We start from the raw sequence: 26,333 nt of genomic DNA on the forward strand, positions 1-26,333 counted from the left end.
TCACTCAGCTTCGCCGCTCCCAGCGGTCCGGCCTGGCGTACGCCGGAAGGAACCCCGCAGAGGAAGTACCCGGTGGATAGGGTTCCAGCCGGTAGTCGAAGTGGCCCGCATAGACCAGGACAAGGCCGAGCTGCGGCTGGATCACCTTCACCTGGATCCTGTGCCCTCCTGCTTCCCCCGCGGCCGGGTCCCACCACTGCTCCGCATAGGCCTTGGCGTCCAGGGCCGCCGGCAGCGGCAGCCGGAGCGGGCCCAGGAACAGCCGCGAGACTTCTGAGACCCCGCGCAGCCGGCCCTCAGCGGTCACGCCAAGGTTCAGGTCGGTGACCAGCCGGCGGTACCGGCCCACGTAGTCCACAAGGCGTGAGCGGCCGCCGGCGCCACCGGCTTCAACACTCGTGGTGTCCTGGAAGATCCTGGTCCTGGCGGGGAAGAAAATCTCCCGCCGGGCGGTCAGACTGGAACGGCCGAAGGGATCGAGGTGTGCGTGGTTTTCGATCCGGAACGGCACGCTCTCGCCGTATTCCGGAAAGAAGGCCTGCTCTCCGGCGGTCAGCCGAAGTACGGGCCGCAGCCACCGCTGCCGGCAGCCCACCACCTCGAAAACGCCTTCGCCGACGCCAAAGCTGCCGGACCCCGGGGCCAGCGAAAAGTACTCCTGCAGTTCGGGCTGCAGCCGGCGGAAGTCAGCGCCAAGGGCCTGCCGGTAGATAGGGGTATCCATCACAGCCGTCCCGCCGCCTTCAGCCGTATATAGGCATCGGCCAACGCCGGGGGCAGCTGGTGCGGTTCCGCGTCAACCACCTCGACGCCGAACTGGCGCAGCTGGGCGGTCACGGCCTCCCGCTCGAGCAGGGCGCGCTCCGCGGCTGCCGCACGGAACACCTTGGCCGCCGTCGTCCTGTCCTGGAGCATCTCCCCAAGGAGGGGGTCGCGGACCGACGCCACCACCACCACGTGCTGCTGGGCCAGGCGCGCCGCCATCGGAATGAGCCCTTCCTCGGGTGCGCCGCTGTCCAGCGAGGTCAGCAGGACCACCAGCGAGCGGTGCGCCGACACCGCACGGACCTGCGCGGGCACCTGTGCCCAGTCCAGCTCGATGAGTTCTGCCTGCAGGGGCGCCGCGGCCTGAACAAGCTGTCCCAGCAGGTTGCCGCCCGCCGTGGTGCCCGCTCGGGCGCGCATCCTCCGGTCGAACGCGAAGAAGTCCACGCGGTCACCGCCGCGCTCGGCGAGGACACCCAGCAGCAGTGCGGCCTCGATGCCGGTGTCCAGCCGGGGTTCGTCGTTCACGCGCGCGGCGGCGGTGCGCGAGGTGTCCAGCATGATCACCACCCGCCGGTCCCGTTCCGGACGCCAGGTGCGCACCACGACGGCGGACCGTCTCGCCGTTGCGCGCCAGTCGATGGAGCGCACGTCATCGCCCCGGACATAATCGCGCAGCGAATCGAACTCGGTTCCGGCGCCGCGGATCTGCACCGCGGCCTTGCCGTCGAGCTCCCGCAGCCGGCGCAGTTTTGACGGCAGGTGCCGCCGGGAGTTGAAAGGCGGCATCACCCGCAGTGATCCGGCGGCGTGGACCGTTTTCTGCCGGGCGGCCAGCCGGAGCGGGCCAAAGGAGCGGACGGTGATGTGGGGCGCACTGAGGTCACCCCGCCGGACCGGCCTGAGCCTGACATTCAGGCGGCGTCTTTCACCCGCCGGAACCTCTGCCTCCTGCACCGGGTTTTCCGCCCCGGCGGAGGGCTGCCACGCATCACGCACCACAGCACGGAGCCGGCGCGGGCCGCTGTTGCGAACCGTCAGCACGGCGTCCGCAACGCCCCCGAGCGTGACGTTGGCCGGCGCCGACCTGTCCACGGAAACCTGCTGCAGTGCCGCAGCCAGCAGCACGTCCAGCACGGCCAGCGCGCCCAGGACCAGGAGCACGCCAAGCACGGTCAACCAGCCGGGAAAGAGGAGCACAGGAACCAGCCCCGCTGCCGCGAGGAGAACCAAACGCCCGGAAATGGCCACGGGATCAGCGGGGGACCGGCACGGAGGCGAGGATGCTGCCCAGCACGTCGTCCACCTGGACACCGTCCATCAGGGCTTCCGGACGGAGCGCCACGCGGTGCCGCAGGCACGGCTGGGCCAGTGCCTTGACGTCATCCGGGGTGACAAAGCTCCGGCCGGACAGCCATGCCCAGGCCCGGGAGGTGTTCAGCAGCGCGGTGGCGCCACGCGGCGAGACGCCAAGCTGGAAGGACGGGGCTGCACGCGTGGCCCGGACCAGGTCCACGATGTAGCCCTGCACCTCGGGCGCCACGTCGACGGCGGCCACGGCCTGCCGCGCCCGCTCCAGTTCGTCGGCGCCCGCCACCGGGCGGACGCCGGCCCCGGCGAGGTCGCGGGGATCGAAGCCGGCAGCGTGCCTGCGGACCACCTCGATTTCTGCGGCACGGTCAGGAAGGGGCATGGTCAGTTTGAGGAGGAAACGGTCCAGTTGGGCCTCGGGCAGCGGGTAGGTGCCCTCGTACTCGATGGGGTTCTGCGTGGCCGCCACGATGAAAGGCGCCGGCAGCCGGCGCGATACCCCGTCCACGGAGACCTGGCGTTCCTCCATGGCTTCCAGCAGCGAGGCCTGGGTCTTGGGCGGCGTCCTGTTGATTTCGTCAGCCAGGAGGATGTTGGTGAAGACAGGGCCTTCACGGAAGCTGAATTCGGAATTGGCGGCATCGTAGACGAGGGACCCCGTGACGTCGCCGGGCATCAGGTCCGGGGTGAACTGGACGCGCTTGGTGTCCAGGCTCAGGGCCGCGGACAGGGCACGGACCAGAAGGGTCTTGGCCACGCCGGGCACGCCTTCGAGCAGCACGTGTCCGCGCGACAGCAGCGCGATCAGCATGCCGGTGACGGTGGAATCCTGGCCCACAACTGCCTTCGCCACCTCATGCCGGACGTCAAGCAGTGCCTGCCGGACGGGGTCCGGGGAATGGCCTGCGCTGCGCGGGGCGGCCATGGTGCCCACCGGCGCCTCGCCGTAGGTGCCCTGCTGCTGGCCGTTTGGCTGCTGGCTCATCTGGCCTGTACCTCTTTCTCTAGTCGGACAAGGTCCTGGGCCCAGCGGACAAGCTCGGACTCTGTTCCGGGACGGTGTTGCAGGATCCGGAGCATGTCCGGGAGGGTGCTGTCCAGGTGCCGGGCGGCCGCGGCCGCCACGTCCACGGTGTCGGCCCCGGCCCCCACCCGGAGGTCGGCGGCAAGCCGGACGACGGTGCCGGCCCGCAGCGTGTCTGCTGCCCGGGCAACGTCGTGGGCCTCGTGGTACAGCCGTGCCCTGCCCTCTGCGGTTTCGGCGGACTTCACCACCACCGGCAGGGGTTCGAAGACCAGCGGGCCGAGGCGGCGTCCGCGCCACAGCACGGCGAACAGCGCCACCACAAGGAGCCACGGGGCCACGAACGCCGACCATGCCGGTGCAAGCTCGGCGAGGGTCTTCGGTGCGGGGCTGGCGCCGAGGTCCCCAGGACCCGGCAGGTACCAGATGAGGTGGTCCTGACTGCCCAGGGTCCGCAGCGTGAGGGCGGCGTTGCCGTGGTCGGCCAGGAACTGGTTACTGAGCACCGCTGTGCTGCCGAGCACGACGAGTTTTCCTTTCTCTGCCGAGGCGTACAGGCCCCGTCCTGTGGCGCCGGAACCGTAGCACACAGTGCCGCCGGTGTAGAGGAAGCCCCCGTCCGCGCTGATGTCACCGGCGGCCTCGGCGTCGGTGACGGCGCATCCGGGCTGCAGGGTCTGCTCCGAGCCGGGGACCACCCCGGCCTGGCGGATGGTGCCGCCCAGGCCGGTCAATGTGGCCAGGCGCGGCGAAACCACCACCAGCCGGTCCGTCCCGGCAAGAAGCGCGGGGAGCTTTTCGGGGGGAAGGAACCCCCGTTCGTCATAGACCAGGACCGTTGAGCCGGACCCATTGCGGCTGGCCTCCCGCGCCGCGGCCAAGGTTTCCTGGAACGACTCCGTCTGGTTAACACTGACGCCCCGTACGGAAAGGATCTGGGCCGCCGCCCTGGCGCCCGACGGGCCGGGGTTGCGGATGGACAGCTCCTGGCTGTCGGACCGCTGCGTGGACTGCAGGATGAGGACCACCGCAAGGGCAGCGGCCATGGCGACGCCGAAGAGGATTCCCGCCCGGTGCCTGCGGACCCAGCCGGTTTTCCTGCGCCGGGCCGCCACAAAGACGTGTGTCATCTGGGCACCGCCAGTCCGCGAGGCGCAGCTTCTGCATAAGACGGCGTGAGCCGTTCCAGGGTCGAGTCCAGCTCAACCATCGCGGCATGGTCGGATGCCTGCGCGCTCCCGTGGCCGTAGCGGACGGCATCGAACGTGCGGGCCGCAGCGTCCAGTTTGTCGCCGGCTGCCGGGAACGCCCGCGTGAGTTGGCCGGCGGCCTCGTCGGCCGTCCGGCCGGGCTGGGGGTCCAGGACCGCCCGGTCCTCGGCGGAACTTACCACTGCGCGGAACTGTTCGACGACGGCGGCCGCCCAGTCGCCGCGCGCGGCGGCGGCACTTGCGCGCGCCCGGTAGTCCGCTGCCGTGGTGGCTGCTTCGGCGTCGAAGATCTCCTTCGATGCGCGGCGGCGGGCGTTCAGCCGCGGCCGGGCAAGGATGATGGCCACGGCCACGAGGAGGGCGATGCCCAGGCCGATGAGGGGCGCCACCGGAGGTCCGCCGGCGAGGGGCTGGCCGTCGGTCACGGACTGCAGCCAGTCCAGGAACTGCCGCCAGAGCGTTTCCAGCCACCCGGGCGCCGCTTCCCGGTACTCGCGTTTGGAGAGTTCCTCCGCCGCCCAGCGGCGCGCTTCTTCCCGGTCAGGCTGCACCGGCGGTTCCAACGGGCTTTGCAGCAGCACGGCGGCATGCTGCAGGGCCGGCAGGAAGCCGACGGCGCTCATCCCGGCATCGTGGGCGGGCCGGCGCTGTAGCGGCCAGGGCCGTAGACCGGCACGCCCCGGCCGGGGATCCCGCCGTCGTCGTTTCCGGATTCCAGCAGCCGGAGGAGCGCGATGTCCAGTCCCTCGTTGCGCATCCGCAAATCCATATAAAGCAATGCCATGACCGACGTCTGGAAGGCGAACGCCACCGCGCCAACGGCGGCGGAGACCACCGCCATGACAACAACACCCACCACCTGCAGGGCTGTTGACTGGCTCGCCAGGTCCTGGGGGCTGGCGACTGCGGTGAGCAGCGCCGCGAGCAGGGTGACGGGGATGAGGACGATCTGGCTAATGATGCCTATGAGAAGCGACACCGCGAGGACGATGCCGAGGACGCGCCACCAGTTGCCGCGCGTAACGGCCCAGGAACGCCGGATGCCATCCAGCGCCCCGACGTCCTCGACGACGATCGCGGCCGGCGCAACCGTCAGCTTCACCGAAACCCAGATCAAGGCGGCAACAAAGGCCAGGAACAGCGGCAGCACAATCACCAGCGATCCCGTCCCCATGGAATTGGCCAGCCCCACGGTGGCCAGGACAATGAGGGCAATGCCAAGCAGCACGGCTGCCACACCCAGCCCGGCCAGCCGGACCAGGGCCCAGGCGCGTCCGCGTGCCAGCAGCCACATCTGCCGGAACCCGGTGCGCCTGTTGAGGATGGACCTGGCCACAGGCACCACCATGGCCCCCTGCATCACCAGGGCGATGAACAGGGACACCACGCCCACAACCAGGAAGCCGCCCACCAGGGCCCCGAAGATGGAGGTCATTTCGGAGGGGCCGAGGTTCCCCACCCAGGCCTCCGCCGACGCATCGGAGGCCGGGGCCACAAGCGGGAGGACGCTGGCAATCACAGCGCCCAGTGCCTGTGCCAGGAGGCCTGCTCCGAGCATCGCCTTGGGATTCCGGCGGACGGTCTGGAACGCGCCGTCCATGATCTCGCCGAACATCAGCGGCCGCAGCGGCACCACTCCGGGCTTCGGCGGGGCCATGTAGGCGGGATAGGGGGCTGCGGGATTCGGACCTGCGATATTGGGTCCGCTGCTCCACTGCTGCGGAGGACCGTAGGGCTGGTGGGCGCCGGGCTGGTACGGTCCAGGCTGGTAGGGGCCAGGCTGGTACGGTCCAGGCTGGTAGGGGCCAGGCTGCGGGCTGCCCCATTGCGGGGATATGCCCCAGGGCTGCTGCGGCTGCTGGTGCGGCGGCGCCCACGGCGGGTGCGGCTGGCCGGCAGGCTGTTCGGGCGGCCGGTTTCCGGACGGCGGGTGCTGCGGATCCTGCTCTGACAACCTGTTCCTCCCCAAGGTGCGCACCCGCCAACGGCCGGGCACCTCCAGACTATAGTTCCGCCGTCGGGCATCCTAGCTTTCGGGTCTGGCCGGGCTGGAGAAGCCGCCGGTTGCCGTTCCCGCCGGTCCGGCACACGCCCCGCCGAAAACTCCATCAATAAGACAAAGCAACATCAATAAGGGAATATATAACTATGAAGGCACGCATTCTGGTGGTTGATGATGACGAGGCGCTCGCAGAGATGATCGGCATCGTCCTGCGCAATGACGGGTTCGAGCCCGTCTTTTGCGCGGACGGTGGACAGGCTCTGGACGTCTTTCGGTCGTCAAAGCCGGATCTCGTGCTCCTCGACCTGATGCTGCCGGGAACGGACGGCATCGAGGTGTGCCGGCAGATCCGTTCGGAGTCGGATGTTCCGATCGTCATGCTGACGGCCAAATCGGACACCTCCGATGTGGTCAGGGGACTGGAATCAGGTGCCGATGACTATGTGCCCAAGCCCTTCAAGCCGGCCGAGCTCGTTGCCCGTGTGCGCGCGCGCCTGCGCCCCGGCGACCAGAAGGCGCCCGAGACGCTGCGCATCGCGGACGTGACCATCGACGTCGCCGGCCACCTGGTGAGCCGCGGCGACGAGCGCATTTCGCTCACCCCCCTGGAGTTCGATCTCCTGGTTGCCCTGGCGCGCAAGCCCTGGCAGGTTTTCACCCGCGAACTGCTCCTGGAGCAGGTGTGGGGTTACCGCCACGCGGCTGACACCCGGCTGGTCAATGTCCATGTCCAGCGACTGCGGTCCAAGATTGAACGTGATCCGGAAGCCCCGGAAGTTGTATTGACGGTTCGTGGTGTCGGCTACAAAGCAGGATCCTGAACCCCAGGGCCAGAATCCCCCTGAGACTCCCGCGGGATCCGGCGCCGAATCCCGCGCAGCCGCTCCCGCGGCGGAGCATGCCCGGGACGGTTCGCGCAAACCCGGTCACCGCCCAGGCCCGGAGCACACCGACGCCTTCGGCGCCGGGCTCGCGAGGCTGCCGTCGCAGGCCCGGATCTGGCGGCGCCGGGCACTGATCGTCGTGCTGCGGGTCGGCCGGCTGGTGCGCACCGGCGTCGACCGCATCTTCCCCGGCATCCGCTACCTGCTGCATTCCCTCCAGCGCCGATGGCGGCGGTCACTGCAGTTCCGCACAGTCCTGACCACCCTGCTGCTGTCCATTAGTTCATTCGCGATCGTGGGCGCCTACCTGTCCAACCAGATCGCCAACAACCTGTTCCAGGAGCGGCTGACGCAGGCTGAGTCCGAGACCCGCTACAACGTCAAGCAGGTGCAGGACACGTTCGACGGCGCCCAGGTCACCGACCAGTCCAGCGTGATCACCCTCGTCTACGACACCCTCAATGCGGTGGAAGGCAGGGGCTCCGTGATCCAGCGCCGCTACGTGTTTGAGGCGATGCCGGAGCAGACCAAGCCCCGCAACCGGTGGGTGGAATCGCGGGCCTCCGACCAGCTGACCATCAGCGTCATCCCGCCGGACCTCCGCAAGGCAGTCCAGGATTCCGGCAAGGAACAGTTCTGGGCGTCCACGGAATTCCCCGTGGGGACCGAAGACCGGCCGGGGATCGCCGTGGGCAACAAGGTGACCTTTAACGGCACGGTCTACGAGCTCTACCTGATCTACGACCTCAATACGGCACAGCAGACCCTTAATGAAATCCAGAATGTGCTCTGGGCCGGCGGCGCCGCGCTGATCCTCATGATCGGGGCGATCGCCTGGTACGTCACGCGCAACGTGGTGAGTCCTGTCAGCCATGCCGCGGTGGTGTCGGAGAAGCTGGCGGCAGGCCAGCTGCAGGAACGCATGGTGGTCAAGGGGGAGGACGAGGTGGCCCGCCTCGGGGCGTCGTTCAACCACATGGCCGCCAGCCTGCAGGAGCAGATTACGCAGCTGGCCACGCTGTCGCAGATGCAGCAGCGGTTCGTCTCGGATGTTTCCCATGAGCTCCGCACCCCGCTTACCACCGTCCGGATGGCCGCCGAGGTGCTATACGACGCCCGTGACGACTTTGACCCCATCAACAAGAGGTCGGCCGAACTGCTCTACAACCAGGTGGAGAGGTTCCAGTCACTGCTGGCGGACCTGCTGGAGATCTCCAGGTTCGACGCCGGCGTTGCCATGCTCGACGCCGAGGCGACCGACATCGTCCAGCTCATCTCGCACGTGATGGAAGGCGCGGCCCCGGTCGCCGAAGAATACGGCTCGAAGATGGTGCTGAATGCGCCGCCGGAAGGCAGCGTCGTGGTGGAAATGGACTCGCGGCGCATCGACCGGATCCTGCGGAACCTGATCCTGAACGCCCTCGAACACGGCGAAGGCCGGCCCGTCAATATCTCCGTCGCCTCCAATGCCGACGCCGTCGCCGTCACGGTCAGGGACCACGGAATCGGCATGAGCCCCGCCGAAGCGGCGCGGGTCTTCGACCGCTTCTGGCGCGCCGATCCTGCCCGGGCACGTACCACCGGCGGCAGCGGGCTGGGCCTGTCCATTGCGACCGAAGACACCAAGCTGCACAACGGCTGGCTGCAGGCCTGGGGAAACACCGGGGTCGGCTCCAACTTCCGGCTTACGCTTCCGCTCAAACAGGGCGGCACCATCACCAAGTCACCGCTGCCCCTTGAGCCGACGGACGTGGGGCTGGGTGCCCCCGGCGACCACAGCGTCCTCGTCCTCGGGCCGGGCGCCACCGCTGTGCCGGCGGTCCCTGAACCGGCAAGCCCTGAACCGGCAAGCCCTGTGCCGGGCAGCCCTTCAGTCGGCAAGGAAGCCGAGCGTGCTGCCGGCGCCGGGCCGGGCAAACCGGAGCCGGCGCGAACAGGGGAGCGCTCGTGAGCCGGGTGCCCCCGGCAGCCCGCGGTCTCGCCGCGGGGCTGCTGGCTGTCATTCTGCTGTTCCTGGCATCCTGCGCCCAGATCCCGCGCTCCGGGCCGGTTGGAAAGAGCACGGACGAAAGCGCCGGAAACCCCAATGCGCCCGTTTTCTTTCCCGTCGCCCCGCGCAGCGGGTCCAGCCCGGAAGCCGTCATTGAGGACTTCTACCTGGCAGGCAGCGGGTATGAGGACGACTACGCCGTTGCCCGCCAGTACCTGACCCAGGCTTCCTCCGTCGCCTGGAAGCCGGACCAGCGGACGCTCGTGTTCCGCTCGGAGCGCGTGGTGAAGACCGGCGTCGAGGGTGTCTACAACTATGAACTGGACGTCGCCTACTCAGTGGATTCCGACGGCGTCGCGACCCAGATGCCGGTAGGCACCAAGGAGAACATCCCCGTTACCCTCGTGCAGGTTGACGGCGAATGGCGCATCTCCAAGATCCCTGACGGCACCGCCATTCCCGAAGAGACCTTCAAGGTCATCTACGGCGCCTATCCCATCTACTTCTATGACCCCAGCTTCACGTATGCAGTGCCCGACGTACGGTGGTTCATCAAGAAGAAAACGGTGAAGGCCATGACCAGCGCCCTGCTCGCCGGGCCTGCCCCGTACCTTAAGGGCGCCGTCGTCAGCGCCTTCCCGTCCGGAATGAAACTGGCCAGGGAGTCGGTGCCGGTAGTTTCCGGCGCTGCCCAGGTGGACCTGTCGGCCAAGGAGCTGACCGAAGCCTCCACCGAGGACAGGCTCCGGATGCAGACGCAGCTGGCCCTCACATTCCGGAGCCAGCCGGACGTCATCAACGTGGAGCTCCGGGCGAACCAGGACCTCGTACGCGTGGAGGACAACGGTTCGGTCCTTCCGCCGGTCCAGAACAAAAGCGCCCCTGCACGCCAGATCGCCATCAGCAACGGTGAACTGGTGCGGTACGAGAACAACAGGGTGTCACCGTTGCCCGACATGCAGCCGGTGGCGGCGCTGAAACCGCGGTCACCTGCCGAATCGCCCGTCTCGCAGACGGTGGCGTTCCTGAACGGCAGCCGCAACACGCTCTATTCGATGGTGCCCGGCCAGCCTGCGCGCGCCCTGGTTACGCGCAGCACGTTGACGCACCCGTCGTTCAGCCTGCACGACTGGCTGTGGACTGCCGGTCCGGGCGCGCAGGGCGTCACGGAAATCAAGGCCTTCCGTCCCACCGGCGTGGCGCAGGGCGCACCCGTGCCGGCTGTCACCCTGACCCCCTCCTGGCTGGCGGGCCGCAACGTCAAGGACTTCCGGGTGTCCCGTGAGGGTGTTCGGGCTCTGGTCATCTCCGAGCAGAACGGCGAGACACGGGTGCAGGTAACGGGGATCATCCGCGGCGCTGACGGAACGCCGAAGGAACTGACCGCGCCCATCACCCTGCCGTCCAGCGGGAACCCGGACCAGGGCGTCTGGGTCAACGACACCACCGTTGTGGTGATGAAGGGCGCCGCGACGTCCAACGTGACCCCGGAGCTTCTCTCCCTCGCCTCCCCCCAGCCGCAGAAGCTCGCCCCCTGGCCGGGGCTGGTTGCGCTCAGCGCAGGCAACGGCCCCGAGGAGATCTATGCGCAGTCCAGGGACGGCATCTTCCAGCGGCTCGGCAACGGGTGGTCGGCGCAGCTGAGGGGGCCGACGGACCCGTCCTTCCCGGGCTGACTTTCCCCGGCCTTCGTGTGCCGGCGTTTTCCACATGGCGGCCGCCGGCCCTTTTGCAGGACCGTGCCTGTACCGGAACCTTGACCCGTGGGGAGCCATAGATCGGGCCGCGGGCAGAGGACTGGTAGGCAGGGGACTGGCGGGCAGAGGACTGGCGGGCAGGGGACTTTGGCGGATCCCGATCTCGTGGCCGAGCCGCTTTGGCCCGCCCGCCACCGCGGCGAGCACCGGCAGCGGTTCCTGCGGGTTTGGGATCTGCTCGCGGGGGCCGCGGCGGAAGTCGTCGCCCTGGTGCTGCCCGTGGAATGCGTCTGCTGCGGCAAGGAGGACCTGGCGCTCTGTCCCGGCTGCGAGCGCAGGCTCCGGATGCTCACCCGCCATCCCTTCCGGGCGGAGACCGGTTCACCCGCGCTCATGGACACCGACGGATCCGTCATCCTTCCTGTGGTGGCTGCCGGCATCTACCGCGAGGAACTCTCCCAGTCGATCCTGGCCTTCAAGCGCCACGGGCAGGGACAGCTGCGGAGCGTGCTGTCGAAGATACTCGCCGGCGCGCTCGCGGCAGCCTATTCGGGAACGGACCGGATGGTCCTCGTTCCGGTCCCTACCAGCGCGGGCGCGTACCGGAAACGCGGATTCAGCCCGGTCCATCTGCTGTTGGCCGGCGCCCCCTGGAGCGTCAGCAGCCGGCATCCGGATTACCTGGACGCGCTGTGCAAAGTCAGGAACCCCAGGACAGGAAACTCGCTGGGAGGGCAGAAAGGGCTTGGCAGGGGAGACAGGTCCCGACGGGTCCGCGGCTCCATGCGCAGCGCCCGGGGTGCCCGCGGACGTGCCCTGCGGGGGAGGCAGTGCATCATCGTCGATGACGTCCTGACTACCGGCGCCACGCTGGCGGAAGCTGCCCGGGCCATCCACGAGGCCGGCGGAATAGTGCGCGGCGCCGTGGTCCTGGCCGCTACGCGCCCGCCGGACGCCGCGGCCGTTCCGGCGCAGTCGCGGCAGTCTGGGGACCGGCTGGGGGCTAGCTGAGACATAGAAAAAAATAAACTGCGAAAGGATGAATAACTGGTTGCTATGAACTAACGTCGGATATGGGTACCAAGATCAGTTGTACCTTTCGATAGCGGCTCGGAAAGGGGCTCGACTGTCAATCAGATCGTCCCCCGGAAGTGCCGCCGTCGTGTCACCGAAGTCATTTGGAGGGCACCATGGAGTTCATGATCAGCGGACGAAATCTGACGGTCTCGGACCGCTTCCGCGAATACGCCGGCGAGAAGATCTCGAAGATCGAATCGCTTGGGGACAAGGTCCAGCGGGTCGACGCGAAGGTTTCCAAGGAAACAAATGCGCGGCAGACCGGTGACCAGCTCACGGTAGAAGTGACAGTCCTGGGCCGCGGCCCCGTGATCCGTGCCGAAGCAAGCGCCGCAGATAAGTTCGCCGCGTTCGACCTCGCCTACAACAAGCTGCTTGAGCGGCTGCGCAGGGCCAAGGACCGCAAGAAAGTCCACCACGGGCGGCATACGCCCAAGGCCGTACGCGAGGCAACTGCAACGCTGGAGCCCGCGAGCTCCAACCAGCCGATCTACATGGAAGCGAGCAATAATGCCCAGGCCGCTCCGGAACCGGCTGAAAAGTCGCCGTACGACGTCGACAACGACATCCCTGCCGGTGACTCGCCGGTACTGATCCGGCGCAAAATATTCCCGGCCACCTCGCTCACCCTTGACGACGCCGTGGACAACATGGAACTTATCGGTCACGATTTTTACCTTTTCGTGGACAAGGCCACGAACGCGCCATCGGTTGTGTACCGCCGCCGCGGCTGGACATACGGGGTCATCACCCTGGACCACTACTGCGAACCCGGCGAGAACACGCATGAGGAGAAAATCATCGCGTACCGCTCGGACGATGCGGCCGCAACTGCATAGGATGGAGCCCAGGCAACGAAAGGGCTGACATGGGTGCATCGCTGAGCCTCCCGCAGGCACGGCGGATTGCACTGGCAGCCCAAGGACTGGACAAAGGACGGCCCGCCGGCCCCGTGACGTCACGGGCGGTGGGCCGGACCTTTGCCCGGATTCACCTCGTACAGATCGACTCGGTCAACGTTCTGGCCCGGAGCCACTTCCTGCCCTTCTTTTCCCGGCTCGGCAACTACGACCGCTCCATCCTCCAGAAAATGGCAGGCAAGCACCCACGGCGCATGGTGGAGTACTGGGCCCACGAAGCCAGCTACGTCCGCCCGGAACATTTCCTGGACCTGGTGGTGTGGCAGAACCGCAAATGGGTGGGAGCAGCGGGGATGGACCCGGCACTCCGCTCCGGCGTGACCGGGCGGATCCTCGAGGCGCTCGCCGACGGAAAACCCATGACGGCTGCCCAGCTCACGGCCAGGCTGGGGCACGTTGAGGACCGCAAGCACGTCAACTGGGGCTGGAACTGGAACGCCGTCAAGCGCGTTCTGGAGCACCTGTTCGAAGAGGGGATTGTGTCGTCGGCGTCAAGGACTGACCAGTTCGAGCGGCAGTACGCCCTGACCCGGCAGGTTTTGCCTGGCCATGATCTTGAGGCGGTACCGGACCCTTCGGCCGCCATGGACCGGCTCATCGATGCGGCCGCGCAGGCCCACGGCATTGGCAGTGCGCGCTGTTTCGCGGATTACTTCAGAACCCCGCTCAAGGCAGCAACGGCCTCCGTTCAGCGCCTTGTGGATGCCGGCCGCCTGGAGCCGGTGACGGTGGCCGGCTGGGACCGGGCGGTGTACCGGCACGCCGACGCCCGGCTTCCACGCCAGGCAGTTGGCCGCGCACTGCTCAGCCCGTTCGATTCGCTGGTGTTTGAACGGCGCAGGCTCGAAGAGCTCTTCGGCTTCCATTACCGGATCGAGATCTACACCCCTGAGGCCAAACGCCGCTTTGGCTATTACGTGCTTCCGTTCCTGCTCCGCGACCGCATTGTCGCCAGGGTGGACCTTAAGGCAGACCGGGCGGCGGGCACGCTGCTGGCCAAGGCGTGCTTCGGTGAGCCGGACGCACCGGCGGACACAGCCGTCGAACTTGCCGCCGAACTGCAATTGATGGCCGGCTGGCTGGGACTGGATGGCGTAGCCGTCGCGCCGGTGGGGGACCTTGCTCCCGCCGTCGCCGCGGCTATGAACGGCTATCCGCTGTGAGGGAACAGGGCCACGTGCCGTGCGTCTCTCCCGTAGACTAAATCACGCCAGAATTCGGCAGCATGAGACTGGGAGCAACTTCACGTGGCATCACTAATCGAAAAAATTCTCCGCACAGGTGACAAGAAGCTTCTGAGGCAACTGCGGAACTATGCTGACTCCATTAACGCCCTTGAAGACTCGTTCCAAACTTTCACGGATGCGGAACTGCGTGAAGAAACAGACCGGCTCCGGGCGCGCCACCAGGATGGCGAAAAGCTTGATGACCTCCTGCCGGAGGCCTTCGCCGCTGTGCGTGAGGCGTCCTCCCGCACGCTCGGCATGCGGCACTTCGATGTCCAGCTCATGGGTGGCGCTGCCCTGCACCTGGGCAACATCGCAGAAATGAAGACCGGTGAAGGCAAGACGCTGGTGGCCACTGCTCCGGCCTACCTCAACGCCCTTACCGGCAATGGCGTGCACGTTGTCACCGTGAACGACTACCTGGCCGAATACCAGTCTGAGCTTATGGGCCGCGTCTACCGCTTCCTGGGACTCACCAGCGGCTGCATCCTCGCCAACCAGGACCCCGCCGTCCGCCGCGAGCAGTACAGCGCCGACATCACCTACGGCACCAACAACGAATTCGGCTTCGACTACCTGCGCGACAACATGGCCTGGGACAAGTCTGAACTCGTGCAGCGCGGCCACCACTTTGCGATCGTCGATGAAGTCGACTCCATCCTCATCGACGAGGCCCGTACGCCGCTGATCATTTCCGGCCCCGCCCAGGGCGACACCAACCGCTGGTACAGCGAGTTCGCCAAGGTGGTCCTGCGCCTGCAGCCGGAGAAGGACTACGAAGTCGACGAGAAGAAGCGCACTGTCGGCGTCCTGGAAAGCGGCATCGAAAAGGTTGAGGACTATCTCGGCATCCAGAACCTCTACGAATCCGCCAACACGCCGCTGATCGGTTTCCTGAACAACGCCATCAAGGCCAAGGAGCTGTTCAAGCGGGACAAGGACTACGTCATCCTCGACGGCGAAGTCCTCATCGTCGACGAGCACACCGGCCGTATCCTCGCCGGCCGGCGCTACAACGAAGGCATGCACCAGGCGATCGAAGCCAAAGAGGGCGTCGAGATCAAGGCCGAGAACCAGACCCTCGCCACGGTGACGCTGCAGAACTACTTCCGCATGTACGACAAGCTCTCCGGCATGACCGGCACGGCCGAGACTGAAGCCGCCGAATTCATGAGCACGTACAAGCTCGGCGTGGTGGCCATCCCCACCAACCGCGACATGCAGCGGATTGACCAGTCCGACCTCGTTTACAAGAACGAGATCGTGAAATTCGAGGCCGTGGTCCGCGACATCGCCGAACGCCATGCGAAGGGCCAGCCGGTCCTGGTGGGCACCACCAGCGTGGAAAAGAGCGAATACCTCTCGCGCCTGCTGGCAAAGGAGGGCATCCGGCACGAGGTCCTCAACGCAAAGAACCACGCCCGTGAGGCCGCCATCGTGGCGCAGGCAGGCCGCAAGGGCGCGGTAACCGTTGCCACCAACATGGCCGGCCGCGGCACCGACATCATGCTGGGCGGCAACGCCGAGTTCACTGCCATCGCCGAACTCGCGCAGCGGGGGCTGGACCCGGAGGAAAACTCGGACGAGTACGAGGCCGCCTGGCCCGGCGCCCTGGAAGCTTCGCAAAAGGCCGTCAAGGACGAACACGAGGAAGTACTGGGCCTGGGTGGCCTGTATGTGCTGGGAACTGAGCGCCACGAATCCCGCCGCATCGACAACCAGCTGCGCGGCCGTTCCGGACGCCAGGGCGACCCCGGCGAGTCCCGCTTCTACCTGTCGCTGACCGATGACCTGATGCGCCTGTTCAACTCGGGTGCAGCGGAGCGGCTGATGAACAGCTCCGTGCCCGACGACGTGGCGCTGGAGTCCAAGCTGGTCTCCCGCGCCATCGCCTCGGCCCAGGGGCAGGTCGAAGGCCGGAACGCCGAACAGCGCAAGAACGTCCTGAAATACGACGACGTCCTCAACCGCCAGCGCGAAGCCATTTACGGCGACCGGCGCCGGATTCTGGAGGGCGACGACCTCCACGAAAAGGTGCAGTTCTTCCTGGAAGACACCATCAACGCACTGATCGATGAAGCAACGGCCGAGGGCAACGGTGACGACTGGGACTTCGACCAGCTCTGGACCAACCTGAAGACGCTCTACCCCGTCACTGTCACACCGCACGACGTCATCGACGAGGCGGGCGGCAAGTCGCGCATCACCGTGGAGTTCCTGAAGGAAGAAATCATGTCTGATGCCAAGCTGGTGTATCAGGCACGCGAGGAAGCCATCGGCTCCGAAAGCATGCGCGAACTGGAGCGCCGGGTGGTCCTCTCCGTCATCGGGCGCAAGTGGCAGGAACACCTGTACGAGATGGACTACCTGAAGGAAGGCATCGGCCTGCGCGCCATGGCCCAGCGTGATCCGCTGGTGGAATACCAGCGTGAAGGTTTCACGATGTTCCAGTCCATGATGGAAGCCATCCGGGAAGAGAGCGTTGGTTTCCTCTTCAACCTCGAAGTGGAAGTCACTCCGGCCGAGGACGTCGTGGTTGCGGATGCGGCCGGCGGGCACACCGAGCACCACGAGCCGCAAATCCGCGCGGCAGGTCTCGAGGCTCCGGAAAAGCCCGCGCAGCTCCAGTACACCGCGCCCCGGGAGGACGGCGGAGCGGAGACCCGGATCGAGGGCCGGGCTGCCGGCCGCTCGGGCAACCCGGCCAAGGCCGCTGCCCAGGACCGGCGCGACGGGAAGAAGAAAAAGCGCTAGCCAGCGGACATGACGGAAGGGACCGGAGCTCATGCTCCGGTCCCTTCCCGTTCCGCTGTCAGCCAATCTCCAGGGCGGTGACGCGCCAGACGTTCTTGCTGCGTTCCAGCCGGACGGCGACCGCCCGGACCCGCAGTTCATCAGCCACCACGGCGCTGGCCTCGTAAACGTCCGGCGTCACCACGCAGGCGTGGACGGAACGTACCGATGCGTTGCGGTGGAGCAGCCCCATCTTCCGGGGCGCCCGGGCAGCCACCCTCCGGGTCAGGGCCGCCCGGTGCTGCAGCACGGTGAGGCAGCGCTGGTCCAGCCGCCGTGCCAGTTGGTGGATCGGCCGCGTTCCCGCCAGGACCTCAATGGCGGCCTGAACAGTGGCCCTGGTGATGGCGCATATTTCGCGGACCTCGTCGCCGGGGGCGGGGACGCGGGCGGGAGCCGCTGCCTTTCGGGCCGACGCGGCCGGGACGGGTTCAAGAACGGCGCTTCCTGCACGCCGTATCGGAGTTACTGCAGTCATGATCGGTCCTTTTGGTTGGGCGGGCTTGGGCAGGCCGCACACGGGTGCGGCCGCAGAGTCAGCAGCGCGGAAAGAAAGCAGCGCGGAAACAAAGCCGCGCGGAAGCAAAACAGCGCGGAAAGAAAGCAACGCGGAAAGAAAGCGGCGTGGAGGTAGGCGGCGCAGATTAAGGGGGTGGCGGCGGGCTGAGGAGCTGGCCCGGAAGGAGGACGTTGGGGTCGGCCCCGATGACATCCCGGTTCGCCTGGTACCAGAGCGGCCAGCGGGCAGCGATTTCCACATCGGTTGCCCCGGGCCCCAGCTCGCGGGCGGCGAGAGTCCACAGCGATTCGCCGGCCCTGACCGCAACCTCACGGCGGGCATCTGCCGGCCCGGCGTCTGCCCTGGCCGGCAAGGAGGCGACGGGGCCCGGCTCCACCGCCGGGACGCGCGGCTTCCACTGGGGCTGGAGTCCGCTGCCGCCAGCGACAGGGCTTTCCGCGGTGCCGGCGTCTGCGGAATGGCTCTCGGGCAGGAGCGGCAGCCGCTCAGTCAGGGGCATCCAAGCAGCGGACAGGGAGGATCCCTTGCCCGAGGAATGGCCCGCGGCAGGCAAGGCATCCGCATGGGCAAGCGGTGCGCCGAGGAGCTGGACACCCACGGCAGCTATGGCCAGCCTCCGCATAAACACGGGGCTGAGGCGTCCAGTGGCGCGGGCAGCAGCGTGATGCCCGGCGCGTTCCAGGAGCGCTGATGCAAAGGCGGTTGCGAGGGACAGGAGCCACCAGGTGGTCACGGCCAGCCCGGCGGCGAGGGCCAGCAGACCAAGCAGGTCGTCGAACAACAGGGACTGGCCCCGGGCAGCGGACCGCTGCCAATGGCCGATCATCGAGCTCCCGCTGAAAGCAAGAAAGATTCCCAGCCCCAGGATGACAGCCGCCAGGGCGGCCTCTGCCCTCACCGGGCGCTGTATTGCTTCCGTCATGACTTCCCCCGAGATGATCCTGTTTGATGCAGTTTGATTCACTTTGATGTGATGTGGACCGTGTGGAGTAAGTTTGCGTCAGTTCTGTCGGTTTTGTCTATGGACCCAGGGAAGTTTGTGGATGAATTGACCCTCTCGACCGGCACGCCTACGCTGGCGCCATGCGATGGAACGCACTTTTCCAGGACCTTGAGCTGCAGCTGGCCGAAGCAGGAATTCTGGATTTGGAGTCCGAGATTGCCGAGCGCTACCGGGCAGAGACGGCTGCCATCGCGCTCGAGGACAGGCTGCGTGGATCACTTGGCTCCCACGTTGGCGTCCATTTGGGTTCAGGGCAGGTCTTTGCCGGCACGCTTACTCATGCGGGTGCGGAAAGCCTGGTCCTTGACGAACCGCTGCACCAGGTGCTGATCCCATATGCGGCCGTAAGCCACTACAGCGGCCTCGGGCGGTTTGCGGTCGCGGAGGCTTCGGCTGTGCGACGTAAGCTGGGCCTCGCGAGCGCGCTGCGCGGACTGGCACGGGACCGGGCTGAACTGACCGTCCTGCTGGCGGGACAGCCGCGGGACGCGCAGCTTCAAGGTGTGATTGACAGGGTGGGGCGGGACTTTTTCGACCTCGCCCTGACATTGCCCGGGGAAGCGCGCAGGGCGGGCCGGGTGGCCGACGTGGCTACAGTTCCGTTCCAGGCGCTGGATGCGCTTCGCTCAAGGCGCGGCGGGGAGTTCTGAGTTCAGAGGGACTTCGACTTGGACTCTTGGATCATGCGGCTTGCCTCGGCATAGCGTTCTTCGATGTACTGCTCAAGCATCTTTTCCTCGACCCGCCACTGCCCGCGGCCACCCACCTGAATGGCTTTCAGTTCGCCGCTGCGGACGAGGGCGTACGCCGCCGGCGCATTGATCTGAAGCTGCTCGGCTACATCTGCAAGCGTGAGGAATCGGGGCATAGTCCTATTGTGCCACCGTTGGTCCAAATGATGCCGTTATCCACAGTTTGATGTTGTTTGCTGCAACACCCTTCCGAACGGGAAGGCAGGCCGTAACAATGATCATGACCGGCGCGATCCAGGCGCCCAGGCGTCAAGGGGGAGCGGTACGCATGAGTGCAGGCACGGCGGCGAGCGGGGCCAGGCTGAAGAAACCTTCCTGGAAGGATCCGAGGCTGCTGGTGGGTGTGCTCCTTGTCCTGGCCTCCGTCGCCGGAGTTGTTGCACTCGTCGGCAGCGCGGACCGGACCACAGAAGTATTTGCCGCCCGTGAGGCAATTGCCGTGGGCCAGAAACTGACGCCTGAAAATGTCAGCCGGGTCAAGGTGCGACTCGGCGACGTCGAAGCGCACTACGTCACCGCGGAGTCAGGCCTTCCAGACGGCCAAGTGGCCGTCCAGCGGATCGCCAAGGACCAGCTGGTTCCCCGGGAAAGCCTCGGCAGTGTTGATGCCTTGGACCGAAAGCCGGTGGCCATCACTGTCCAGGAAGCGTTGCCTGAGCAGGCAGTGGCGGGCACCAGGGTGGACGTCTGGGTCTCCCTGCCAGACGCCCGGAACGGTTTTGCTGAACCGAAGCTGCTGCTCCCAGGTGCGGAAATCGCCGAGGTTTCGCAGGGATCCACTGCGCTGGGTGCCTCGAAATCCACGGTCCTGATGGTCCTCGTGGGGGACGGGCAGACGGCCTCGCTCCTCGGTGCACAGGCAAACGAGGCCAAAATATCCGTGGTGTGGAATCCGGGCGGGACGGCCAAGTGAGCATCCCCGTTGTCACCGTCGGGGAGTCGCAGGAAGACCTGGTCGGTGGACTGGAGCGGCTTCATGGTCCCGTCACGGTCGTCCGGCGCTGTGGGGAGCTCGCGGAGCTGCTGGCTGCCTGCCAAAGCGGGCTGGCCCGGGCGGCCATTGTGGCTGCGGGGAGCCAGGACCTGACTGCCTCGCTGGTGGACAGGCTCGGCGCCGTGGGAGTAGTCATCATTGCGCTCACGGACAGCCCCGAGGAGCGCTTGCGGCTTCGCGGTATCGGAGTCACGGCAGCGCCGTCGACCGTTGAATCCACAGACCTTGCTGAAAGCATTGCCGAGGCCGTCAGCAGGCATGCAGGCATAGGCCGGGCGGGACCGGGTCCCGGTGCCGCACCCGTTTGCAGTACGGGTTTTGCGGATTCCGCCGCGGCACTGCATCCGGAGCCTGTCGATGCTGAAACAGACCCGCCGCCCGCCGGAACGGGGAAGGTCCTGGCGGTCTGGGGGCCGGCCGGCGCGCCCGGCAGGACTCTTGTCGCGGTCAACATTGCAGGCGAGCTGGCTGCCACGGGCAAATCCGTCCTGCTGGTCGATGCCGACAGCTATGGGGCCAGCGTCGCCGGGGTCCTCGGGCTCCTCGACGAAGCGGCAGGGCTGGCGCAGGCGTGCCGGCTGGCCGACCAGGGGCTCCTGAACCGGGAAGCGCTGCTGCGCGTTGCCGTCCCGGTTGCAGCCACGGCCGGTACTTTCCGGGTTCTGACCGGGATCACACGGGCCGACCGCTGGACCGAGCTTCGTGCCGCTGCGCTGGCGCTCGTTTTGGACCGGGCACGGGAAGTCGCCGACGTCATCGTGGTGGACGCCGGTTTCTGCCTTGAAGCTGACGAAGAGCTCAGCTTCGACACCATGGCGCCGCGGCGTAACGGGGCGACGTTGAGGAGCCTTGAAATGGCCGACACCGTGATTGCGGTTGGCTCCGCGGATCCGGTCGGCGTCCCCCGCCTTATCAGGGCGCTGGCGGAGCTCGAAGGTTCGGTACCGGGAATTAGCCCCGACGTGGTGCTCAACAAGGTTCGGGCCTCGGCCGTCGGCCGGTCCCCGGAACGCCAGCTTCGCGAGGCATGGGAGCGGTTCGCCCCGACGGCAGGCATTAAGGCGTTCCTGCCGTGGGAGCCGGACACGACGGACGCGGCCCTGCTGGCGGGGTCGCTGCTGCTTGAAACCGCTCCGGAATCACGGCTTCGCTCGGCTATCGCCGAATTGGTTTGTGCATCTGCCCAGCAAAAGCGGAGATCCTCTGTATTCGCATCCACAGCAAGGCGCAGACGGACGGGCTAGGCTCACGGTGAGGGCTGCAAGGAAGCAGCCGCAAACTGTGTGATGGAGGCGTGTGTCGATGTCGTCTGGGTCCAGCGTGGAGGATCAGTCCCGTTCAATCGAAGCTGAGGAAGGCTTTTTTGCGGACTACTACGAGCATCTGGCGGAGGAGGACGCGCGGGCTTACCCGCACGAGCTGCTGACGGCCCGGGCTGAAACCCACCGTGCAGTCGGTTTTGAACGCAAGCCGGGAACGGCCAACATATCCATCGTTCCCGAGGCCGACCGCAGCGTCGTATACATCGTCACCGACGACATGCCATTCCTGGTGGACTCCGTCAACGCTGAGCTGGTCCGGCAGAATTCGGCCATCCACCTCGTGCTGCACCCCATGTTCGTGGTCGCCCGCAACCGCGAAACCAACGAACTGGTCAAAGTGGACAGGGTCCCTTCCGGCTTCGGCATCTCCAGCGGCGACACCGCAGCGCTGCCTGTCCTTTCCCAGTTGATTGCCCAGGGCGACAACGCCTCCCACATGGAGTCCTGGATTGCGGTGGAGATCGGCCGGGCCAGCGACGAGGCTGCGGACAAGCTCCAGGAGGGGCTGGAACGCGTCCTCGGGGACGTCCGTGCCGCGGTCGAGGACTGGCCGAAGATGCGCAACAAGGCACTGCAGATCGCGCAGGACCTGGACAAGGTGGCGCATCCGGCGCAGATCGCCGAGCTGCGCCAGGCGCAGGATTTGCTTCGCTGGCTCGACGACGGCAATTTCACCTTCCTCGGCTACCGGGAATACGACCTGGTCAATGAAGAAGGCGAGGATGTCCTGGAGCTGCGCGAGGACAGCGGGCTGGGCCTGCTGCGGGCCCACCACGACACCCGCCAGGTGCAGCACCTCACCGACGCGGGCAGGCGCAAGGCCCGTGAAAAGCGTGCCCTGGTCATCACCAAGGCCAATTCGCGCTCAACCGTGCACCGTCCCGCCTACCTGGACTACATCGGGGTCAAAAGCTTCGACGCCGCGGGCAACGTCAACGGCGAACAGCGGTTCATCGGACTGTTCGCCACCAGCGCCTACACGGACTCCGTGCGGAATATCCCGATTGTCCGGGAAAAGGTCGAGGCCGTGCTGCGCGGCGCCGGTTTCCCGCCGGACTCACATTCCGGCAAGGACCTGCTGGGCATCCTGGAAACGTACCCCCGCGACGAGCTCTTCCAGATCGAGATTCCCGATCTCGCCGCGACGGCAACAGGAATCCAAAGGCTGCAGGAACGGCGCCGCACCCGGCTCTTCCTCCGGCCGGACATCTACGGACGGTTCATGTCCGCCGTCGTCTACCTCCCGCGTGACCGGTACACCACCAACGTCCGGCTGAGGATAGAGCAGGAACTCCGCGAGACGTTCCATGCCGAGTCCATTGACTATGAGGCGAGGATGACGGAATCAGCCCTCGCCCGCCTGTTCTTCCGGATCCGCCTGCCCAAGGGCCAGGACGTCAGCCACGTCAACACGGACGCGCTGGAAAAGCGGCTTGTCCGGGCTGCCCGGTCCTGGAGTGAAGGAATCGCCGAGGTACTGCGCGAGCGAAGCGCCGACGACGGTGCGAATGAACTGGCGGCCATCTGGGCCGAGGCCTTCCCGGCCAGCTACCGCGTCGACTATGAAATCGAAGATGCCCTCGAGGACATCGCACGGTTCGAACAGTACGGGGCCGAAGCCGAGCGCATGCTTGGTGCACGGCAGGAGCGGCCGGGCGTCCACGTGTACCTTCCCGAAGGCGCCGGCGCCACCCTCGAAGAGGATGCCCGAGTCAAGCTGTACATGCTGGAGCCCAAGAGCCTGAGCCAGATCCTTCCCTACTTCCACAACCTGGGGCTGGAGGTGCTGGACGAGCGGCCGTTCGAGATCGAGACCGCGGACCGCCGGGATTTCTTCCTCTACGACCTCGGGCTGAAATACCCGGCCGGGGTGGACCCGGTGTCCACGGGCCGGCTGCTGGCGGATTCCTTCGGCGCGGCCGTTTCCGGTGCCGTCGAATCCGACAGCTTTGACCGGCTGGTGCTCCGCGAGGGCATGACTTGGCGGCAGGTCATCGTGCTGCGGGCCTACGCGAAGTACATGCGGCAAATGGGAAACACCAACTCGTTTGAGTTCATGGCCGACACACTGCTGGCCAACCCTGAGGTCACGCTCGGGCTCGTTGAGCTGTTCGAGGCACGCTTCGACCCCAGCGTGCCCGAGGCCGAGCGGGCGAACAAGCAGGCAGCGGTCCGCACCCGGCTGGCCGCGTCGATCGAAAACGTCGCCACCCTGGACGCAGACCGCGTGGTGCGGACGTTCACGAACCTGATCGAATCGACGCTGCGCACCAACTTCTACCAGGACAAGCCGCACCTGAGCTTCAAGCTCAACCCGTCAGCCATCGAAGGGCTGCCTTTCCCGCGGCCCATGTTCGAAATCTGGGTTTACTCGCCCCGGGTGGAGGGTGTTCACCTGCGCTTCGGCAAGGTGGCCCGCGGCGGCCTCCGCTGGTCGGACCGGCGCGAAGACTTCCGCACGGAAATCCTGGGCCTGGTCAAGGCACAGACGGTCAAGAACGCCGTGATCGTTCCAACGGGCGCCAAGGGCGGGTTCTTCGCCAAGCGGCTGCCGGACCCTGCAAAAGACAGATCGGCCTGGATGGCGGAGGGTGTCGAAAGCTACAAGACCTTCATCCGCGGTCTGCTGGACGTCACGGACAACCTCGTGACGGGAGCAGACGGCGAACGGCTTGTCCCGCCGTCGGACGTTGTGCGCCACGACGGCGACGACTCCTACCTGGTGGTCGCAGCGGACAAGGGCACAGCAACCTTCTCTGACATTGCGAACGGACTTGCCGCGGATTACGGATTCTGGCTGGGGGACGCCTTCGCTTCCGGCGGTTCGGTGGGCTATGACCACAAGGCCATGGGCATCACCGCCCGCGGTGCCTGGGAATCCGTCAAGAGGCACTTCAGCGAGCTGGACCTGGACACCCAGTCCGAGCCCTTCACCGTAGTCGGCGTCGGTGACATGTCCGGGGACGTCTTCGGCAACGGCATGCTCCTGTCCAAGCACATCAGGCTGCTTGCGGCGTTTGACCACCGGCACATTTTCCTCGACCCGAACCCGGACGAGGCAACCTCCTTCACGGAGCGGCAGCGGCTCTTCGGACTGCCGCGGTCGTCGTGGGACGACTACGACAAGAGCCTGATCAGCGAAGGTGGCGGGGTCTACCCGAGGCAGGCGAAATCCATCCCGGTCTCGCCGCAGGTACGCTCCGCGCTGGGCCTGCCCGAGGACACAACCCAGCTCAGCCCGCCCGAACTCCTGCGGGCCATCCTGCTCGCCCCCGCGGACCTGCTGTACAACGGCGGCATCGGCACGTACGTGAAGGCCAGTACCGAGACGCACGCCATGGTCGGTGACAAGTCCAACGACGCCATTCGCGTGGATGGCCGTGACCTTCGTGTCAAGGTTGTGGGCGAGGGCGGAAACCTCGGGATGACCCAGCGCGGACGCATCGAAGCGGCGCTGCAGGGCGTCATCCTGAACACGGACGCCATCGACAACTCGGCCGGCGTCGATTGCTCCGACCACGAGGTCAACATCAAGATCTTCGTAGACCGGATGGTGGCGGCGGGCAAGCTCGACGCCGGCGAGCGTTCGGACTTCCTTGCCTCCATGACCGACGAGGTGGGGCGGCTGGTCCTGGAAGACAACGTTGACCAGAACATCCTGCTCCTGAATGACCGCCAGAAGGTCGCGGAATGGAGCCCGAGCTACGAACGCCTGATGGACTGGCTGGAGAAGAAGGCGGACCTGAACCGGGATCTGGAGGCGCTGCCCTCCACGGCCGTCCTTCGCGAGCGGCTGGAACAGGGCCAGGGCCTCACGTCACCAGAACTGTCCGTGCTGGCCGCCTACGCCAAGATCGAGCTGGCGACGGCCCTGCGCGACAGCGACCTGGCCGACGACCCCTGGTTCCGCGAAACGCTCCGGCAGTACTTCCCGGTCCAGCTCCGGGAGAAATTCGACGCCGAACTGGACACCCATCCGCTGCGCCGGGAAATCATCGCAACGGTCGTGGCGAACGACATGATCAACCTGGGCGGCATCACCTTTGCCTTCCGGACCATGGAGGAGACCTCTGCGAGCGAAGTGGCTGTGGCCAAGGCATTCGTTGCGCTGCGGGAAATCTATGAACTGGACATCATGGTGTCCGAGCTCAACGAGCTGCCTGCGTCGTTCCCCACCGAGCACTGGAGCACCGTCCACCTCGATATCCGCCGCCTCCTGGACCGTGCGGTGCGGTGGGTTCTTGCCCAGGGAAGTGCGTCACGGCCCATCGCCGATATCGTCGGCGAGTTCAAGTCCCCGATGGAACCCATGCGGGCCCGGCTGCTTGACTACCTGCGCGGTGACGACCGTGCGCGCGTTGCCTCCTGGCTTGAGAAGGCACGGTCGTGGGGCCTGCCGGAGGACCTGGGCCACCGCTGGGCCGAACTGTTCGAGAGCTTCGTGCTGCTGGACATCGCGAAAATCGCGCACAGCCGCAAGGAACCCGTGGAGGACATCGCCCACGTTTACTACACGGTGTTCAACCGGTTCCACGTGGACTCGCTCCTGGAACGGATCAGTTCCCTGCCGCGGCAGGACCGCTGGCAGGCCCTGGCCCGTGCCGCGCTGCGTGATGACCTTTACTCGACCGTCTCGGACATGACGACGGCGGTCCTGGACTCGACCGGTGAAGGCTTGTCCGCCGAGGATAGGCTGAGGGACTGGGAGCAGCTGAACGCGGAGCATTTGGGCCGCGCGAAGAGCATGTTCGATGAGGTCAACGCCCTCGAAGCGGACGACATGGCCTCGCTCTCGGTAGCATTGAGGCTCTTGAGGTCAATCGTCCGACGCTAGGACAAAGT

General features: G+C 66.6%; 20 protein-coding genes. 11 read left to right on the forward strand and 9 right to left on the reverse strand.

The annotated features are described in order from the left end of the window. Positions 1-4: 4 nt before the first annotated feature. Genes BWQ92_RS17800 through BWQ92_RS17825 form a run of 6 tightly spaced genes read right to left on the reverse strand, consistent with a single transcriptional unit; the run spans position 5 to position 6,265 of the window. A complete protein-coding gene (locus tag BWQ92_RS17800) occupies positions 5-724 on the reverse strand; it encodes a DUF4166 domain-containing protein (RefSeq protein ID WP_076801706.1) in 720 nt (239 codons plus the stop codon). Beyond that, the gene (locus BWQ92_RS17805) at positions 724-2,016 is read right to left on the reverse strand and encodes a DUF58 domain-containing protein (protein ID WP_076801708.1); all 1,293 of its coding nucleotides are present in this window, start codon (positions 2,014-2,016) and stop codon (positions 724-726) included. The genes BWQ92_RS17800 and BWQ92_RS17805 overlap by 1 nt, the downstream gene beginning before the upstream one ends. Before the next feature lie 4 nt (positions 2,017-2,020). Continuing rightward, positions 2,021-3,001, reverse strand: a complete 981-nt coding sequence (locus BWQ92_RS17810) for an AAA family ATPase (RefSeq protein ID WP_076803802.1) — start codon at positions 2,999-3,001, stop codon at positions 2,021-2,023. A gap of 56 nt (positions 3,002-3,057) precedes the next feature. Further along, complete coding sequence (locus BWQ92_RS17815; RefSeq protein ID WP_076801711.1) at positions 3,058-4,230, reverse strand: DUF4350 domain-containing protein; 1,173 nt, start codon at positions 4,228-4,230, stop codon at positions 3,058-3,060. After that, on the reverse strand, positions 4,227-4,934 hold the full coding sequence (locus BWQ92_RS17820; RefSeq protein ID WP_083706353.1) for a DUF4129 domain-containing protein: 708 nt from the start codon (positions 4,932-4,934) through the stop codon (positions 4,227-4,229). The genes BWQ92_RS17815 and BWQ92_RS17820 overlap by 4 nt, the downstream gene beginning before the upstream one ends. After that, positions 4,931-6,265: a DUF7847 domain-containing protein gene (locus BWQ92_RS17825; protein ID WP_157365191.1), complete on the reverse strand. Its 1,335-nt coding sequence runs from the start codon at positions 6,263-6,265 to the stop codon at positions 4,931-4,933. The genes BWQ92_RS17820 and BWQ92_RS17825 overlap by 4 nt, the downstream gene beginning before the upstream one ends. Before the next feature lie 194 nt (positions 6,266-6,459). On the opposite strand from BWQ92_RS17825, the gene mtrA reads away from it, so the two are divergent. The 7 genes from mtrA (at position 6,460) to secA (ending at position 16,861) form a co-directional block, all read left to right on the forward strand. After that, complete coding sequence (gene mtrA, locus BWQ92_RS17830; RefSeq protein ID WP_076801713.1) at positions 6,460-7,134, forward strand: MtrAB system response regulator MtrA; 675 nt, start codon at positions 6,460-6,462, stop codon at positions 7,132-7,134. 157 nt (positions 7,135-7,291) lie between these two features. Then, a complete protein-coding gene (gene mtrB / locus BWQ92_RS17835; protein WP_442856768.1) occupies positions 7,292-9,148 on the forward strand; it encodes an MtrAB system histidine kinase MtrB in 1,857 nt (618 codons plus the stop codon). Between the two features lie 5 nt (positions 9,149-9,153). Beyond that, entirely contained in the window at positions 9,154-10,863 is a 1,710-nt protein-coding gene (locus tag BWQ92_RS17840; protein ID WP_076803805.1) for an LpqB family beta-propeller domain-containing protein, read from the forward strand. Between the two features lie 168 nt (positions 10,864-11,031). Continuing rightward, positions 11,032-11,895 (forward strand): ComF family protein, encoded by an 864-nt coding sequence (locus BWQ92_RS17845; protein WP_076801718.1) that lies wholly within the window; start codon positions 11,032-11,034, stop codon positions 11,893-11,895. A gap of 179 nt (positions 11,896-12,074) precedes the next feature. Next, positions 12,075-12,800, forward strand: coding sequence for a ribosome hibernation-promoting factor, HPF/YfiA family (gene hpf / locus BWQ92_RS17850; protein ID WP_076803806.1), 726 nt, complete (start codon positions 12,075-12,077; stop codon positions 12,798-12,800). A 29-nt stretch (positions 12,801-12,829) separates the two neighbouring features. After that, entirely contained in the window at positions 12,830-14,044 is a 1,215-nt protein-coding gene (locus BWQ92_RS17855; protein WP_076801720.1) for a winged helix-turn-helix domain-containing protein, read from the forward strand. Between the two features lie 84 nt (positions 14,045-14,128). After that, positions 14,129-16,861 carry a preprotein translocase subunit SecA gene (gene secA, locus BWQ92_RS17860; protein WP_076801723.1) on the forward strand — a complete coding sequence of 911 codons (2,733 nt, stop codon included), beginning with the start codon at positions 14,129-14,131 and terminating at the stop codon, positions 16,859-16,861. Positions 16,862-16,919: 58 nt separating this feature from the next. On the opposite strand, the gene BWQ92_RS17865 is transcribed toward secA, so the two are convergent. Beyond that, positions 16,920-17,378, reverse strand: coding sequence for an Rv3235 family protein (locus BWQ92_RS17865; RefSeq protein ID WP_076801725.1), 459 nt, complete (start codon positions 17,376-17,378; stop codon positions 16,920-16,922). Positions 17,379-17,544: 166 nt separating this feature from the next. Next, a complete protein-coding gene (locus tag BWQ92_RS17870; RefSeq protein WP_157365192.1) occupies positions 17,545-18,342 on the reverse strand; it encodes a LysM peptidoglycan-binding domain-containing protein in 798 nt (265 codons plus the stop codon). 161 nt (positions 18,343-18,503) lie between these two features. Here BWQ92_RS17870 and BWQ92_RS17875 point away from each other — a divergent pair, with 161 nt between their 5' ends. After that, positions 18,504-19,073: a hypothetical protein gene (locus BWQ92_RS17875; RefSeq protein WP_076801727.1), complete on the forward strand. Its 570-nt coding sequence runs from the start codon at positions 18,504-18,506 to the stop codon at positions 19,071-19,073. 2 nt (positions 19,074-19,075) lie between these two features. Here the strand turns inward: BWQ92_RS17875 and BWQ92_RS17880 are convergent, their stop codons facing one another. Further along, positions 19,076-19,291, reverse strand: a complete 216-nt coding sequence (locus BWQ92_RS17880) for a helix-turn-helix domain-containing protein (RefSeq protein ID WP_076801729.1) — start codon at positions 19,289-19,291, stop codon at positions 19,076-19,078. A gap of 152 nt (positions 19,292-19,443) precedes the next feature. On the opposite strand from BWQ92_RS17880, the gene BWQ92_RS17885 reads away from it, so the two are divergent. The 3 genes from BWQ92_RS17885 to BWQ92_RS17895 are packed head-to-tail and all read left to right on the forward strand — an operon-like array spanning position 19,444 to position 26,325. Further along, positions 19,444-20,088: an SAF domain-containing protein gene (locus BWQ92_RS17885; protein ID WP_076801732.1), complete on the forward strand. Its 645-nt coding sequence runs from the start codon at positions 19,444-19,446 to the stop codon at positions 20,086-20,088. After that, positions 20,085-21,413 (forward strand): AAA family ATPase, encoded by a 1,329-nt coding sequence (locus BWQ92_RS17890; protein WP_076803808.1) that lies wholly within the window; start codon positions 20,085-20,087, stop codon positions 21,411-21,413. The genes BWQ92_RS17885 and BWQ92_RS17890 overlap by 4 nt, the downstream gene beginning before the upstream one ends. 58 nt (positions 21,414-21,471) lie before the next feature. Further along, positions 21,472-26,325, forward strand: a complete 4,854-nt coding sequence (locus BWQ92_RS17895) for an NAD-glutamate dehydrogenase (RefSeq protein WP_076801734.1) — start codon at positions 21,472-21,474, stop codon at positions 26,323-26,325. Positions 26,326-26,333: the final 8 nt, after the last annotated feature.

This window comes from Arthrobacter sp. QXT-31, from assembly GCF_001969265.1.
In the GTDB taxonomy this organism is placed as follows: Bacteria; Actinomycetota; Actinomycetes; order Actinomycetales; family Micrococcaceae; genus Arthrobacter.